This is a genomic window from Pseudomonas sp. Je.1.5.c, from assembly GCF_051129895.1.
GTDB lineage: Bacteria > Pseudomonadota > Gammaproteobacteria > Pseudomonadales > Pseudomonadaceae > Aquipseudomonas > Aquipseudomonas urmiensis.
This window is the reverse complement of the sequence record NZ_JBCPSP010000019.1, coordinates 14,778-29,857: the sequence shown is the minus strand read 5'-3', so window position 1 is coordinate 29,857 and position 15,080 is coordinate 14,778. Positions and strand designations below refer to the sequence as shown.

14 protein-coding genes and 1 riboswitch are annotated in these 15,080 nt (G+C 63.9%); of the genes, 3 read left to right on the top strand and 11 right to left on the bottom strand.

What is annotated here, in order from left to right; all coding sequences use genetic code 11:
- Positions 1–3: 3 nt before the first annotated feature.
- The 7 genes from AAZU54_RS15240 to AAZU54_RS15210 form a co-directional block, all read right to left on the bottom strand.
- Positions 4–522, bottom strand: a complete 519-nt coding sequence (locus tag AAZU54_RS15240) for a retropepsin-like aspartic protease family protein (RefSeq protein WP_186555621.1) — start codon at positions 520–522, stop codon at positions 4–6.
- Positions 519–1,505 carry an esterase-like activity of phytase family protein gene (locus tag AAZU54_RS15235; RefSeq protein ID WP_186555622.1) on the bottom strand — a complete coding sequence of 329 codons (987 nt, stop codon included), beginning with the start codon at positions 1,503–1,505 and terminating at the stop codon, positions 519–521. The genes AAZU54_RS15240 and AAZU54_RS15235 overlap by 4 nt, the downstream gene beginning before the upstream one ends.
- Positions 1,502–3,406, bottom strand: coding sequence for a DNA topoisomerase IV subunit B (gene parE / locus AAZU54_RS15230; protein ID WP_186555623.1), 1,905 nt, complete (start codon positions 3,404–3,406; stop codon positions 1,502–1,504). Before parE ends, AAZU54_RS15235 begins: the two co-directional genes overlap by 4 nt.
- A 35-nt stretch (positions 3,407–3,441) precedes the next feature.
- A complete protein-coding gene (locus AAZU54_RS15225) occupies positions 3,442–4,050 on the bottom strand; it encodes a YqiA/YcfP family alpha/beta fold hydrolase (RefSeq protein ID WP_186555624.1) in 609 nt (202 codons plus the stop codon).
- Positions 4,051–4,200: 150 nt separating this feature from the next.
- Entirely contained in the window at positions 4,201–5,001 is an 801-nt protein-coding gene (cpdA, locus tag AAZU54_RS15220; RefSeq protein ID WP_312151602.1) for a 3',5'-cyclic-AMP phosphodiesterase, read from the bottom strand.
- A gap of 85 nt (positions 5,002–5,086) precedes the next feature.
- Positions 5,087–5,539 (bottom strand): DUF1249 domain-containing protein, encoded by a 453-nt coding sequence (locus AAZU54_RS15215; RefSeq protein ID WP_186555626.1) that lies wholly within the window; start codon positions 5,537–5,539, stop codon positions 5,087–5,089.
- Entirely contained in the window at positions 5,530–6,147 is a 618-nt protein-coding gene (locus AAZU54_RS15210) for an NUDIX domain-containing protein (protein WP_434727334.1), read from the bottom strand. The genes AAZU54_RS15215 and AAZU54_RS15210 overlap by 10 nt, the downstream gene beginning before the upstream one ends.
- Before the next feature lie 184 nt (positions 6,148–6,331).
- Between AAZU54_RS15210 and AAZU54_RS15205 the strand changes: the two genes are divergently transcribed.
- Positions 6,332–7,078 carry an RsiV family protein gene (locus AAZU54_RS15205; RefSeq protein WP_186555628.1) on the top strand — a complete coding sequence of 249 codons (747 nt, stop codon included), beginning with the start codon at positions 6,332–6,334 and terminating at the stop codon, positions 7,076–7,078.
- Here AAZU54_RS15205 and cytX read toward each other — a convergent pair.
- Positions 7,047–8,330 carry a putative hydroxymethylpyrimidine transporter CytX gene (cytX, locus tag AAZU54_RS15200; protein WP_186555629.1) on the bottom strand — a complete coding sequence of 428 codons (1,284 nt, stop codon included), beginning with the start codon at positions 8,328–8,330 and terminating at the stop codon, positions 7,047–7,049. The genes AAZU54_RS15205 and cytX overlap by 32 nt on opposite strands.
- A gap of 145 nt (positions 8,331–8,475) precedes the next feature.
- A complete protein-coding gene (gene thiC, locus AAZU54_RS15195) occupies positions 8,476–10,362 on the bottom strand; it encodes a phosphomethylpyrimidine synthase ThiC (RefSeq protein ID WP_186555630.1) in 1,887 nt (628 codons plus the stop codon).
- Positions 10,363–10,518: 156 nt separating this feature from the next.
- Positions 10,519–10,625: riboswitch (TPP riboswitch) on the bottom strand.
- A gap of 161 nt (positions 10,626–10,786) precedes the next feature.
- Here thiC and AAZU54_RS15190 point away from each other — a divergent pair.
- Positions 10,787–12,223, top strand: a complete 1,437-nt coding sequence (locus AAZU54_RS15190; protein WP_405129996.1) for a TolC family outer membrane protein — start codon at positions 10,787–10,789, stop codon at positions 12,221–12,223.
- 127 nt (positions 12,224–12,350) lie between these two features.
- On the opposite strand, the gene waaA is transcribed toward AAZU54_RS15190, so the two are convergent.
- Entirely contained in the window at positions 12,351–13,622 is a 1,272-nt protein-coding gene (waaA, locus tag AAZU54_RS15185) for a lipid IV(A) 3-deoxy-D-manno-octulosonic acid transferase (RefSeq protein ID WP_186555632.1), read from the bottom strand.
- A 102-nt stretch (positions 13,623–13,724) separates the two neighbouring features.
- Positions 13,725–14,615, bottom strand: a complete 891-nt coding sequence (locus tag AAZU54_RS15180; protein WP_434727333.1) for a LysR family transcriptional regulator — start codon at positions 14,613–14,615, stop codon at positions 13,725–13,727.
- Positions 14,616–14,701: 86 nt separating this feature from the next.
- Here AAZU54_RS15180 and AAZU54_RS15175 point away from each other — a divergent pair, with 86 nt between their 5' ends.
- Complete coding sequence (locus AAZU54_RS15175; RefSeq protein ID WP_010221561.1) at positions 14,702–15,034, top strand: DMT family transporter; 333 nt, start codon at positions 14,702–14,704, stop codon at positions 15,032–15,034.
- The last annotated feature ends 46 nt before the right edge of the window (positions 15,035–15,080 follow it).

Sequence of the window (15,080 nt, the reverse complement as noted above, 5' to 3'; positions counted from 1 at the left end):
TCGTCATTTCAGGTTCTGGCGCAACAGCATGCTGCCGCCGCGCTGGGTAAATTCAAGTTGTTTGAGGGCGCTCATGCCCAGCAGCACGGTCTCGCCGTCCAGGCCGGGGACCACCAGGGCGCGCACGCCCTGTAGGCGGATATCGCCCAGTTGCAGGCTGTCCAACCGGGTCCGATAGCCTTCGGTGCGGCCGTTGGCGGTACTGAGGATCACTGGCGCGCCGCGCTGTAGTTGCAAGTCCTTGGCCAACGACTCGGGAATCGCCACATCGGTGGCGCCGGTATCGAGCATGAACCGCACACCCTTGCCGTTGATCGCGCCATCGGCGACGAAATGGCCCTGGCCGTTGCTCAACAGCCGTACTTCGATAAAACCTTCGCCGTGCTCGGACTGCGGCTGGGCATTGGGGTTTTGCTGGTGGTCTTCCCACTGGCCGAAAAAGCGCGTTGCCAGGAACATGGCCGCCGCCCAGGCGACCACCATCAGCACCTTGCCTGCGCGCTTGCCGGCCGGCTGGCTCATGGCTTGGCGCTCCAGCCGCCTTCAGGCGCCGCGAAGCGCCAGACGATCGGGCGAGTTTCACCATCGGCGCGGTCGCCGTTGTTGTTGTCCAAGCCGATCCAGGCGCCCTTGGCATCGATCACCAGGGCTTCGGCCAGACCGAACGGTTGATCGTAGCGGCGCGAATCTTCCAGCGCCTCGACCGCGAACGACCAACAACGCTCGACCTTGCCCGTATCGGCATCCCGGCGACAGACGCGGAAGGCGTTACGCTCCAGGGTAAACAGCTTGCCGTCGTACCAGGCGAGATCGGCGAAGTCACGTGACAGCGCCCGGGGATTGGGCATCTGCGGCGGCTGCATTTCAACCCCGGCCTCGCTGAGCAGCACGCAACTGCGCCCGCAGGTCCACACCGACTGCTGGCGTTGGATCGCCACCAGACCACGCCGCTCGCGCTCGGCAGCCAACCACAGGCGGTCGCCCGCCGGATTGATCGCCAGGCCCTCGAACAGCGCATTGAAGTGCAGCAGCATGCCGCTGGCCCGCGCCTGGCGGACCATGGCCGGGTCGATCTTCAACCAGTCAGGTTCGCCCTCGACCGGCACTTGCAGCACCGCCGCGTGGGCTTCGCTGACCAGATAGAAGTTGCCCGCCTGATCGCAAGTGATGCCCTCGTAATCGAGCTCGCCGCCACGAATGTAGGAAACCGCCCAGTTGCGCGATTTCAAGCCCCAGGGCAAGCCACTTTCCGGCACTGGCGGCGGCGTGAAGGTCAGCGCCTGGGCACGCCAGACGCCGTTGTGCCGGTCCATGCGATAAATGCGGTCGTCGTCGCGATCCGAGACGCCCCACAGCGCGCCGCGGCACCAGGCCAGGCCAGACAAGTTGCCGCCGCGCATGCCGTCAATCGGATGCTCGGCGGTCAATTTCAGCTCTGGCCAGTTGCCCGCGAAGCTTGGAAGCGCAACCAGCGCCAGCACCGCTGTCAGGAGCAGACGGATCAAACCATGACCTCAGCCAGGTTGCCTTTGGTTTCCAGCCAGCTCTTGCGATCACCTGCACGTTTTTTCGCCAGTAGCTTGTCCATCAGCTCGCACGTGGCTTCGACGTCATCCAGGGTCAACTGGACCAGGCGGCGGGTGTTCGGGTCCATGGTGGTCTCGCGCAGCTGCGGCGGGTTCATTTCGCCCAGGCCTTTGAAGCGGGTGACCTGTGGCTTGCCGCGCTTCTTCTCGGCCACCAGGCGGTCGAGGATGCCGTCACGCTCAGGTTCGTCGAGGGCGTAGTAGATCTCTTTGCCCAGGTCGATGCGGTACAGCGGCGGCATCGCGACGTAGACATGCCCGGCCTCGACCAGCGGGCGGAAGTGCTGGACGAACAGCGCGCACAGCAGGGTCGCGATGTGCAGGCCGTCGGAGTCGGCGTCGGCAAGAATGCAGATCTTGCCGTAGCGCAGCTGGGTCAGGTCGGTGGCACCTGGATCGACGCCAATGGCCACGGCAATGTTATGCACTTCCTGGCTGGCCAGGACTTCACCGCCATCGACTTCCCAGGTGTTGAGGATCTTGCCGCGCAGCGGCAGGATCGCCTGGAACTCTTTATCCCGCGCCTGCTTGGCCGAGCCACCGGCCGAGTCACCCTCGACCAGGAACAGTTCGGAGCGCATCGGGTCTTGCCCGGCGCAGTCGGCCAGCTTGCCGGGCAGGGCCGGGCCTTGAGTGATGCGCTTGCGCTCGACCTTCTTGCTCGCCTTGAGGCGCCGGCCGGCGTTGCTGATGGCCAGTTCGGCCAATTGCATGCCCAGCTCTGGGTGGGCATTGAGCCACAGGCTGAAGGCGTCCTTGACCACGCCGGAGACGAACGCAGCCGCCTCGCGCGAGGACAGGCGTTCTTTGGTCTGGCCGGAGAACTGCGCCTCCTGCATCTTCATCGACAGCACGAAGCTGATGCGTTCCCAGACATCTTCTGGAGCCAGCTTGACCCCACGCGGCAGCAGGTTGCGAAATTCGCAGAACTCACGCATGGCATCGAGCAGGCCTTGGCGCAGGCCGTTGACGTGAGTGCCGCCCTGGGCAGTGGGGATCAGGTTGACGTAGCTTTCCTGAACGCTGTCGCCGCCTTCTGGCAGCCACAGCAAGGCCCAGTCGACGGCTTCCTTGTTGCCGGCCAGGCTGCCGCAGAACGGCTCGTCGGGCAGGCGCTGGAACTCGCTGACCGAATCGACCAGGTAGGAGCGCAGGCCGTCTTCATAGTGCCATTCGACTTTCTCGCCGCTGGCCTTGTCCTCGAAGCTGATCGACAGGCCCGGGCAAAGCACGGCCTTGGCCTTGAGCACATGCTTGAGGCGGCTGATGGAGAACTTCGGCGAGTCGAAGTACTTGGGGTCAGGGCTGAAATAGACGCTGGTGCCGGTGTTACGTTTGCCGACGCTGCCAACCACTTGCAGTTCCGTGGCCTTGAAGCCATCGGCGAAGGTCATCTGGTACTCGTTGCCGTCGCGCTTGACCCGCACGCGGACCTCGGTCGACAAGGCGTTGACCACCGAAATACCGACACCGTGCAGGCCGCCGGAGAACTGGTAGTTCTTGTTGGAGAACTTACCGCCGGCGTGCAGCTTGGTGAGAATCAATTCGACGCCAGAGACGCCCTCTTCGGGGTGAATGTCCACCGGCATGCCACGACCGTCGTCGCTGACTTCCAGCGAGTGGTCCGCGTGCAGGATCACCTGGATCGAGCGGGCGTGACCGGCCAGGGCTTCGTCGACACTGTTGTCGATGACTTCCTGGGCCAAGTGGTTCGGCCGGCTGGTGTCGGTGTACATGCCCGGCCGCTTGCGAACCGGGTCGAGGCCGGAGAGGACTTCGATGGCGTCTGCGTTATAGGCGCTAGCGCTGGGATTGGCCATGGGTTCTCGTCGTCAGTCTGGTGAATGCGAAAAAATCAAAATACAGAAAAATCGAGCGCCGCGTACTGCCCGCGGGCAATTCCGGCGAAGGCCAGCAAGGCCGGCAGGCGCTGGCTGAAGCCCTGGAAGCTGTGATCGCCGCCGGCTTCGATACGCAAGGCGCAGGCCCGGTAATAACGCTCGGCCTGGCGATAGTCCAGGGTTTCATCGGCCGTCTGCAACCACACTTGATAGCGCTCGGCGTCAGTTGGCGCCGGCACTTCCAGCTCGGCCAGCGCCTGCACGTGGTCCAGGGTCAGTTCCCAGGCCTCATCGGTGTACAGGTTGCGCTGGGTGCCCAGGTAGCCGTCGAACAGCCGGTGCGGGGCGACCGCCGGGTTGATCAGCAGGGCCTTGAGGCCATGCTGCTCGGCCAGATGGGTGGCATAGTAGCCGCCGAGCGAACTGCCGACCAGCAAGGGCGCGCCGAGCTCGGCGATAGCGGCTTGCAGTTGAGCGATCGCCTGGCGCGGGTGATGGTGCAGCGCGGGCACTCGCAGTTGCTCGGCCAGGCCCAGCTGCTGCATCACTGCCTCAAGCTGGCGCGCCTTGGTCGAAAGCGGCGAGCTGTTGAAACCGTGGATATAAAGGATAGAACCCGACATGCTGCCCCCGTGGCGATTGCGATGCACCCGTCAGTGTGGGAGCAGGACGCGCAGTGTAGCGCGTTCGCCGGGCGTTGGCGCAGCATCGGGATTTTCGCAACAAATTCTTCAAATGGGGCGCCACCCGCTCCTACAAATGTGCGGCGGTGTTCAGTAGCCAGGGCTGTCGAAATCCAGGGTCACGACGAAATCCCGCGCCCGCTCCACGCCCGTCTCCAGCCGCCCGTCGGCGTGCAGGCGCAACCAGCGATACCCCGGCTGCTCTTCGCTGACCTTGAAGTCCTCGCTACCCGGCGCGAACTGGATGCAGGTGGACGGTGTGGCCAGCAGGCGCAAGCCGTCGCGCTGCTCATCCCATTGCTGATGGATATGCCCCCAGAGCAAGGCCTTCACTCGAGGCAGGCGCAGGCGGGCGAACAACTCATCGGCGTTGCGCAGGCCGATCGGCGCGATCCAGGCGCAGCCGATGTCCACCGGCTGGTGGTGGCAGCACACCAGGCAATGCCGCTCGCCCGCGCCCGCCAATGCGGCATCGAGCGCTGCCAGTTGCGCAGGCTCGAGCAAGCCATGGGTGGCCCCGGCCACTGCCGAGTCGAGCATGACGATGCGCCAGGCGCCGATGTCGGTCACCGCCCGCACCAGAGCCGGCGCCACTTCGGCCATTACCCGCGCCTCGTCGTGGTTACCCGGCAACCAGCGGGTCGGCACGTCGAGCACCGCGGTCAGTTCGCGGAACGCCTCATAGGACGCCACGCTGCCATCCTGGGACAGGTCGCCCGTACACAGCAGCAGGTCGATACGCGGCTGCTCCCGGCGCACCTGGGCGATCACATGACTCAGGCTGTCGCGCGTATTGAGGCCCAGCAAGGTGCCCGCCGGGTCAGCGAACAGGTGAGCGTCGGTCAGTTGCACCACATGGATGGGCGCGGGGGGATGGTTGGGTTGCGGCAACGGCCGTCTCCTCGAGCGGATTCAGCGCGATTATCGCCTGTGCAGGGTTTCGCGCAAACACTCGAAACCGACCCAGCTCACATTTTCAGCGTACGACTGCCAGCTCGTGGCCGCAGGCCAGGCAGTGACTCAACCATTCACCGAGGAACAGGTTGAGCTGGGCCTTTTCGTCCGGCTGGTGCATGCCGGTATTGGGGTACGGATAAATGCTGCGCAAACGCCGCGCGTGCTCGGCACTGACCACCTCGGCCATGCGCGCATCGTGGTAGACCTGCACTTCCAGCTGCGGCACTGGCAGCCACGGCAGGCTGTGTTCCTGGCGCACGCGCAGGGTAGTGGTATAGGGACAGGTCAGCACCACTTCGAGCACCAGCACGCCAAGCATCTGGTCGCCCTGGGTCATGCCAATACGGCGCGAGCTCTGCGTGCTGCGCATATCGGGCAGCAAGCGCATCAGCCGGGCATAGTTGGCCTCGCAGGCTGATTGCAGCCCGACCAGATCGACCCGATAACGCTCGCGCAACAGATTCACTTCCACATACCTCGTACTTCGTCACGATTGAGCGCCAGCCATTGCAGGCCGATGATCGCTGCGGCGTTACAGATGCGGCCATCGCGCACCGCCTGCAAGGCATCTTCGAACGACCAGACCGTTACCCGGATATCCTCGCCCTCTTCTTCCAACCCATGCAAGCCACCCGCGCCCTCGCTGACGCAGCGCCCCAGGAACAGGTGAACGTACTCATCGCTGCCACCAGGCGAGGGGAAATACTTGGTCATTGGCCACAGGGCAGAGAAGGTCAACCCGGCTTCTTCTTCGGCCTCGCGGTGGGCGACCTCTTCCGGCTGTTCATCCTTGTCGATCAGCCCGGCGACCATTTCGATCAGCCAAGGATTGGCGACTTTGCCCATGGCGCCCGCACGAAATTGCTCGATCAGCACCACTTCATCGCGCTGCGGATCGTAGGGCAGCACGCAGACCGCATCATGGCGCACGAACAGCTCGCGGCTGATCTCGCGTCCCATGCCACCGGCGAACAGCTCGTGGCGCAGGTGGACCTTGTCGAGCCGGTAAAAGCCTTGGAAGCAGTTCTCGCGCTTGACGATCTGGACCGCCTGGGGCAGCGAATTTGACGTATCTGTCATTGGAATCCTCATGACCTCGTGTACCGCATCGCGCCATCCTACTCTGCGTCCGGCTGGGTTTCATCCCTTTCAAGCGACCGTTCATGCGTTCGGGACAGGCCGTAATCTCTCTGATAGCTTAGTGGCGAACCGAAGGCTTTGCCGACGGTCCAAGGCCGACTATTGCTGTTCTACAAGGATCATCATGACGCTTGTCAAACTGACTTCCGTGGCTGTGCTGGCTGTGGCGCTGAGCGCCTGCCAGAGCCTGTTCACGCCCAACTATCGGGCCCCGCTCGAGGTCAAGCGCGACGCCTGGGAGCACGTCAAGCCGGGCTGCAGCGAAAGCGACTGCCCGCTGGTGAACATCGACACCATTCACTTCCCCGACCTGCCCAAGCTCGACGCCATCGTCGAGCGCCGCCTGCTGCAACTGACCGAGGACAACCAGCGCAGCAGCGCGCCGACCTCGCTCAAGGCCTATGAAGATCAATACCTGGCCAGCGCCGACAAGCGCAACAGCAGCTACTTGCAAGCCAAGGTACGCGAGCAGCATGACGGGCTGGTGATCATCGAGCTGTCCAGTTATCTGGACAGCGGTGGTGCCCATGGCATGCCTGGGCGCGGTTTCATCAACTATTCGCGCAAGCAGGACAAAGTCCTGACCCTGCAAGACATGCTGGTGCCGGGCCAGGAAGAGACGTTCTGGAAGACCGTCGAAGAGTCGCACCGTGCCTGGATGATCAGCACCGGCATGGACAAGGACCCGGAATTCGTCAAGACCTGGCCGTTCAAGAAGTCCCCGCACATCGCCCTGACCTATGGTGCGGTCGTGGTGAAGTACGAGGTCTATGCCATCGCGCCCTATTCCATGGGCCACATCGAGCTGAAAATCCCTTACCCACGCCTGAACGGCGTGCTCAAGCCTGAGCTGTTTCCCGGGCGCGGCTAAGGTTTAGCAGCCCGTATAGCACCCCTGCCAACAGCACTGCTGGCAGGGTCGCGCCCACCTCTGGCGCCTGGCTGGCCATTACGTGATAGGCCGCCACTCCCGCCACCCAGGCCAGCAGCGCCTGCCAGTGCAGACCGTCGACCCGCAGCGGCATCTGCCGACGGCGAATCACGAAGTGATCCATCAGCACCACGCCGAACAGCGGCGCGAACACCGAGCCGATCAGCAGCAGGAAGTTCTCGTACTGGGCCAGTGGCGCCAGGTAGGCGATCAGCGTGCACAGCACACCAATGGCCAATGCCAGGTGCTCGACCTTCAGGCGCACCAGCAACCCGCTCGAGACCGCGCCGGAATGGATATCGGCGAAGGCGTTTTCAGTTTCGTCGAGCAGAATCAGCAGCAGCGGGATACCAAGACCGGCACCGGCCAGTGCCAGCAACAACGCATTGGCTTCGCCACTTGGGGCGAACGCCAAGGTGTAGGCCACGCCCAGGCTCATCAACCAGGCGTTACCCAGCAAATAACCCAGCGCGGTGCCGGCGAACACCCGGCTGGCGCGCTGGGCGAAGCGCGAGTAGTCGGCAATCAGCGGCAACCACGACAGCGGCATGGCGATCACGATGTCAAAACCCACTGCCAGCGACATCGAGCCATCGCCGGCACGGTTCCAGATCTGGGCCAGATCGGCCTTGGCGAACAGGTTCCAGGTCAGCCACAGGCAGGCGCCGAGCAACAGCCAGATGCCCCACTTGCGCAGGATCTTGCGCACGAACGTCAGCGGTCCGCAGATCGCCAACAATGTGGCCAGGGCGCCGAAGCACAGGGTCCACAGCAACGGGCTGGTCCAGGCGCTGCCTTCACCGAAAGCGCGTGCCGAGAGCAGGCTGGCGGCGTCGCGCATGACGATGATCTCGAACGAGCCCCAGCCGATCAGTTGCAGCAGGTTGAGCACTGCCGGCAAGCGCGCGCCATGTCCACCCAACGTCAAGCGCAGGGTGCCCATCGCCGACAGGCCGGTGTCGCTGCCGATCACCCCGGCGGCCGCCAGCAGCAGCACGCCTACCGCCGTGCCAAGGACGATGGCCAGGACCGCGCCAGCCAGGCCCAGGCCTGGGGCGAGCATGGCGCCGACTTGCAGCACCATCAAGCCGGTGCCGAGGGAGAACCACAGGACGAACAGGTCGCGAGCGCCGAACAGGCGTTGGCTGGCGGGGATCGGGTGATCGGGGGAAAAGTGGCTGGGGGTGCTCATGCGTTGACTCGCCGCAAAGGTTGGAGTGGGGGAACGTGGGGGCGGACTTGCCCCGCGATAGCATCAGCAGGTGCAACCTGGTTGCCTGCGCTGACGCTATCGCGAGGCAAGCCCGCCCCCACGATTGATCGAGCCCTGAAAGCCTCTAGACTTTCTGGTACAGCTGGCTACCTGCCTGGCGGAACCGCTCGGACTGCTCGCGCATGCCCTGCTCAACCGACACATCCACGGCATCGATCCGCTGGTTGGCAGCGTACTCGCGCACTTCCTGGGTGATCTTCATGGAGCAGAACTTCGGCCCGCACATCGAGCAGAAGTGCGCGACCTTGGCCGATTCCTTGGGCAGGGTCTCGTCGTGGAACGCGCGCGCGGTGTCTGGGTCCAGGCCAAGGTTGAACTGGTCTTCCCAGCGGAACTCGAACCGCGCCTTGGACAAGGCGTTGTCGCGAATCTGTGCGCCCGGATGGCCCTTGGCAAGGTCGGCGGCATGCGCGGCGATCTTGTAGGTGATGATGCCGGTCTTGACGTCATCCTTGTTCGGCAAGCCCAGGTGTTCCTTGGGCGTCACGTAGCAAAGCATGGCGCAACCGAACCAGCCGATCATCGCCGCACCGATACCGGAGGTGATGTGGTCGTAGCCCGGCGCAATGTCGGTGGTCAGGGGGCCGAGGGTATAGAACGGCGCCTCATCGCAGCACTCCAGCTGCTTGTCCATGTTTTCCTTGATCAGTTGCATCGGCACATGCCCTGGGCCTTCGATCATGCACTGCACGTCGTGCTTCCAGGCGATCTTGGTCAACTCGCCGAGCGTCTCCAGCTCACCGAATTGGGCCTCGTCGTTGGCATCGGCGATCGAACCCGGACGCAGGCCATCACCCAGCGAGAAGCTGACGTCGTAGGCCTTCATGATCTGGCAGATTTCATCGAAATGGGTATAGAGGAAGTTTTCCTGGTGATGCGCCAGGCACCACTTGGCCATGATCGAGCCGCCGCGACTGACGATGCCGGTCACCCGCTTGGCAGTCAGCGGCACGTAGCGCAGCAGCACGCCGGCGTGAATGGTGAAGTAGTCCACGCCCTGCTCGGCCTGTTCGATCAGGGTGTCGCGGAACAGCTCCCAGGTCAGGTCCTCGGCCACCCCGCCGACTTTTTCCAGGGCCTGGTAGATCGGCACGGTACCGATCGGCACCGGCGAGTTACGGATGATCCACTCGCGGGTTTCGTGAATGTGCTTGCCGGTGGACAGGTCCATCACCGTGTCCGAACCCCAACGGATGCCCCAGGTCAGCTTGGCGACTTCTTCCTCGATCGAAGAACCCAGGGCGCTGTTGCCGATGTTGCCGTTGATCTTCACCAGGAAGTTACGGCCGATGATCATCGGCTCGAGCTCGGTGTGGTTGATGTTGGCCGGAATGATCGCGCGGCCACGGGCGATTTCTTCACGGACGAACTCAGGGGTGATTTCTTTCGGAATGCTGGCCCCGAAGCTGTGGCCGGCATGCTGCTGGCTGAGCAGGCCGGCGGCGCGGGCCTCTTGCAGCTTCATGTTCTCGCGGAGGGCGACGTATTCCATCTCGGCGGTGATGATGCCCTGGCGCGCGTAGTGCATCTGCGTGACGTTGGCGCCCGCCTTGGCCCGGCGCGGGTTGCGCACGTGGGCAAAGCGCAGTTTGGTCAGCTCGGCGTCGTTCAGGCGCTGCTGGCCGAAGTTCGAGCTCAGGCCTTCGAGGCGCTCGGTGTCACCGCGGTCGTCGATCCAGGCCGAGCGCACATCGCCCAGGCCCTTGCGCACATCGATGATGACCTCAGGGTCGGTGTACGGGCCAGAGGTGTCATACACCAGCACCGGCGCGTTGCTTTCGCCGCCGAAATCGGTGGGGGTGTCATCCAGGCTGATTTCACGCATGGGTACGCGAATGTCGGGGCGCGAGCCTTGGACATAGACCTTGCGGGAACGGGTGAAGGGTTGCACGGACTGCTGATCGACTTGCGCCGATTCGCTGAGGTTGATCGTTTTTTCTTGTTTGCTCATCACAGGCTCCAGACGGCTTCCTAGCGGCGGAATGTCGGGGAGAACCTGAATGACGCGGACGCAGCCCCAGAGGGGTGCAGTGCCGGATACCTGGAGTGCCATTGAGCGTGTGAGCTGCTCGACAAATCCCGGACCTGGCACAAGAGACTCGCCGGGAAAGCGAGAAATCTTGTTCCCTACGCAGGCGTTAACCTGATCAGGTTCAACGGGATCCGCACCTATGCGATCTCAGCCTTTGCTTCAAGGCACCCCGACAAGAACATGCGCAGTCTAGACTGGAGTGGCAGCTCAAGCCAAGAGTGCTTGTGACACGGATGATGAAAGGCGCAACTGACCGATTGTTGCCGGCGGCGCGCGGCACTACACTGGCCCATCGCTCGAAACTCAACAGTTCAGTAATTCAAACTCGTACAAGGATTGCCCTATGCTGCGCAAACTTTCACTGGCGATTGCCGTGTCTTGTGCGTCCAACGGAGCGGTATGGGCAGCGGATGTGCCCATGACGATCAAGACCGACCTGGTCAGCGTCTATCAGGAGGCCGCCAGCAACAACGCCGACCTCGCCGCCGCCCGTGCCGACTACGGCGCCCGCCGCGAGGTGGTGCCGCAAGCCCGGGCAGGCCTGCTGCCGAATCTCTCGGCCGGCGCCGAGATGATGAATACCCGGACCAAGCTCGACGAGCCCTCGCTCACCTCCAATCGCAGTGGCAACTCGTGGAGTGCGACCCTGTCGCAGCCGATCTTCCGCGCCGACCGCTGGTTCCAGTTGCAGGCGGCCGAAGCGGTCAACGAGCAGGCCGCGCTGGAACTCTCGGCCACCGAGCAGAACCTGATCCTGCAAACCGCGGAAAACTACTTTGCCGTGCTACGCGCCCAGGACAACCTGGCCTCGACCAAGGCCGAGGAAGCGGCCTTCAAGCGCCAGCTGGACCAATCCAATGAACGCTTCGACGTCGGCCTTTCCGACAAGACCGACGTGCTGCAATCGCAGGCCAGCTACGACACCGCAAGGGCCAATCGGATCATCGCCGAGCGCCAGGTGCAGGACGCCTTCGAAGCCCTGGTGACCTTGACCAACCGCGAATATGGCTCGCTGCAAGGCGTGGTTCACAGCCTGCCAATCCAGGTACCGACCCCCAACGACGCCAAGGCCTGGGTCGAAACGGCAGCCCGGCAGAACCTCAACCTGCTGGCGACCAACCACGCCGTCACCGCCGCCGAAGAAACCCTGCGCCAGCGCAAGGCCGGCCACGCGCCAACCGTGGACGCGGTGGCCCGCTATCAGAAAGGTGACAACGACAGCCTTGGCTTCACCAACCCCGCGCCGCAAGCCGGGGTGCGCTATGGCGGCGATGTCGAGCAGACCAGCATTGGCTTGCAGTTGAATATCCCGATCTACAGCGGCGGCTTGACCAGCTCGCAAGTGCGCGAGGCCTATCAGCGCCTGAGCCAGAGCGAGCAACAGCGCGAAAGCCTGCGCCGCCAGGTGGTGGAGAACACCCGTAACCTGCACCGAGCAGTGAACACCGATGTCGAGCAGGTACAGGCGCGCAAGCAGTCGATCATTTCCAACCAGAGTGCGTTGGAAGCGACCGAAATTGGCTATCAGGTAGGTACGCGCAACATCGTCGATGTGCTCGATGCGCAGCGTCAGCTGTACACCTCGGTGCGCGACTACAACAACAGCCGCTATGACTACATCCTCGACAACCTGCGCCTGAAGCAGGCGGCCGGGACCTTGAGCCCGCAAGATCTGCAGGATCTGGGGCGCTACCTGAAGGCCGATTACAATCCGGACCGGGATTTCCTGCCGCCGGACCTGGCGGCGGCAGCGGCGAAGAATTTCGAACGCAGGCCCTGAAGGCCAGGCTAGACCGGCCTCGTCGCGGGGCAAGCCCGCTCCCACGCTGTCGACGCACCCTCATGAACGTGCAACACAACGTGGGCGCGGGCTCCCCCCGCGATGAGGCCCGAGAGGACCGCCTCGTTCAGCGAATCAGCGCGCCCAGCCCATCCAGCAACCGCTGCAACGCGCCTTGATTGGCCTGCATCACCGCCCGCCCCGCCTCGCCCATGCGCCGCGCATCCTGCGGCAACTCAACCAGCCGGCGCACAGCTGCAGCCAGCCCCTCGGCATCGTCCACCGCCTGCAAGGCCCCGGCATCGCGCAGCATCGCGCTGATCTCCAGGAAGTTGAACACGTGCGGCCCCATGATCACCGGCAGCGCCAGCGCCGCCGGCTCCAGCGGGTTATGCCCGCCAGTGGCCACCAGGCTGCCGCCAACGAAGGCGATATCGGCCAGCGCATACAAGAACAGCAACTCACCCATGGTGTCGCCCAGTAGCACCCGCGTCTGGCCATCGACTGCATCGCCGCTCGAACGCCGCACCGTGGCGAACTGCTCACGACACAGCTCATGCACCGCGTTGAAGCGCTCAGGGTGGCGCGGCACCAGGATCAACAGCGCATCGCCGTGCACTTCCAGCAACTGCCGATGGGCCTCGAGCACCAGGGCATCCTCGCCCTCATGGGTACTGGCGGCGATCCATACCGGACGCTGCTCGGCCTGCCACTGCTCACGCAATTGCCGGGCGCGCGGCAACAGCTGCGCGTCGAGCTTGAGGTCGAACTTGATCGAGCCGGTCACCTGCACGCATTCGGGCCGCGCGCCCAGACTGCGAAAGCGCTCGGCTTCGACCTCGGTCTGCACCGCAATCAGGTTCATTTCGGCCAGCATGGGCCGGGTCAGGCCGGCGAAGCGCCCATAACCACGGGCCGAACGCTCAGACAACCGGGCGTTGGCCAAGGCCACCGGGATGCCGCGCTTGGCGCACTGATGAATGTGGTTCGGCCACAACTCGGTTTCCATGATGATGCCCAGCCGCGGCCGCACATGATCAAGAAAGCGCCCTGCAGCCCACGGCAAGTCGTAGGGCAAGTAGCAGTGCTGGACGCGCGGCTCATCGGCGAACATCGCGCGAATCCGTTCCGAGCCGGTCGGGGTCATGCAGGTCAAGGTAATGGGCAGGTCTGGATAGGCCTTGAGCAAGGCCCGCACCATTGGCGCGGCAGCGATGCTTTCACCGACCGAAACCGCATGCACCCAGATGCCACCCTGCTGCATGGCCGGCAGACCCAGGGCGAAGCGCTCGCCGATGCGTTGGCCATACGCGGGCGCCTTGCGCGCCCGCAGGAACAGGCGCAGCGCAACCAGCGGCAGGCCCAGGTGAAACAGCAAGGTATAGAGGGTTCTGTTCATGGCGGCGCAGTTTACTAGGAACTGTATGAAAAGGCCTGCGCTTAGGCCTGTCCGGTAAAAAAACGCCACACAATCACTTGCCCGGCCGCTTTTCCTACAGCTCTAGCCAATTGCCCGCAGGTGCACGGCGAAACGTTCCGCAAGCCATTGTGCTGCCGGCCCCAGTGGCTGATCGCGACGCCAGGCCAGCTCCACCACCAACGCAGGCGGGCGCCACTCACTGTCGAGCTCGACCATCTGCGCCTGATAGGTCGGGTACTGCACCACATGCCGCGGCAACCAGGCCCAACCCAGGCCACGCATGAGCAGCTCGGCCATCGCATAGAAACTGTCGGCCCGCCAGATCTGCGGGCTGATCGCCTCGCCGCCGGGATAACCGCTCTGTTGCGGGGTGATCAACAGCTGTCGATGGCGGGCCAACTGCTGACGATTGACCCGCCTCTCGCGGGCCAGCGGATGATCGACGGCGCACACCGTGACCATTTCCACGCTACCCAGGGCACGCCGCTCCAGCGAGGCGGGAATGCGCTCGTGGTGAAAGAACAAGCCCAGGTCGGAGTGGCGCTCGACCAGCTTGCGTGCCACATCGCCCTGGGCGCCGCTGGCCAACTGCACCTCCAGGAACGGAAAGCGGCTGGCCAGCTCATCCAGGCTGTCGATTACCGGCTGGTAAGGCATCGCCTCATCCTGGGCCACCCGCAGCAGTGCCTCCTGGCCGCGCATCAATGCCAACGCCCGCCCCTCCAGGCGCTCACACTGGCGCAGCAATTCGCGGGTATCTTCGAGCAAGGCCGCGCCGCGTTCGGTCAATTGCGGCTGACGCCCACTGCTGCGCTCGAACAGCGTCACGCCAAGGTCGGCCTCCAGCAGAGCGATGGCGCTGCTCACCGCGGACTGCGCCTTACGCTGTTCGCGGGCAACCGCAGAAAACGAGCGCAGCTCAGCCACCCGGACGAACAGACGCAGCTGTTCAAGGTTCCACTGCTCGGCCATCAACCTATCTCCTTATATGATAGGTAATGACTTTACCGCATCCCAGGAACGCCTAAAATGCCTGCCTAGCAACCGAGGATCACCGCATGAACGCCTACACCTACCTGGCCATCGCCATCTGCGCCGAAGTCATCGCCACCGCTTCGATGAAAGCCGTCAAGGGCCTGAGCACTCCCCTGCCACTGCTGCTGATGGTCTGCGGCTACGCCGTCGCGTTCTGGATGCTGACCCTGGTGGTGCGCAGCATCCCGGTGGGCATTGCCTACGCCATCTGGTCGGGCCTGGGTATCGTCCTGATCAGCATCGCCGCGCTGGTGATCTACGGGCAGAAACTGGATGTCCCGGCCATGCTTGGGATGGCCATGATCGTCGGTGGCGTAGTGGTGATCCAGGTTTTCAGCAAGACTGCTGGACACTGATCCAGCGCACGCAGATAAGCCCTCACGCCAGCCTCGATCGCAACAC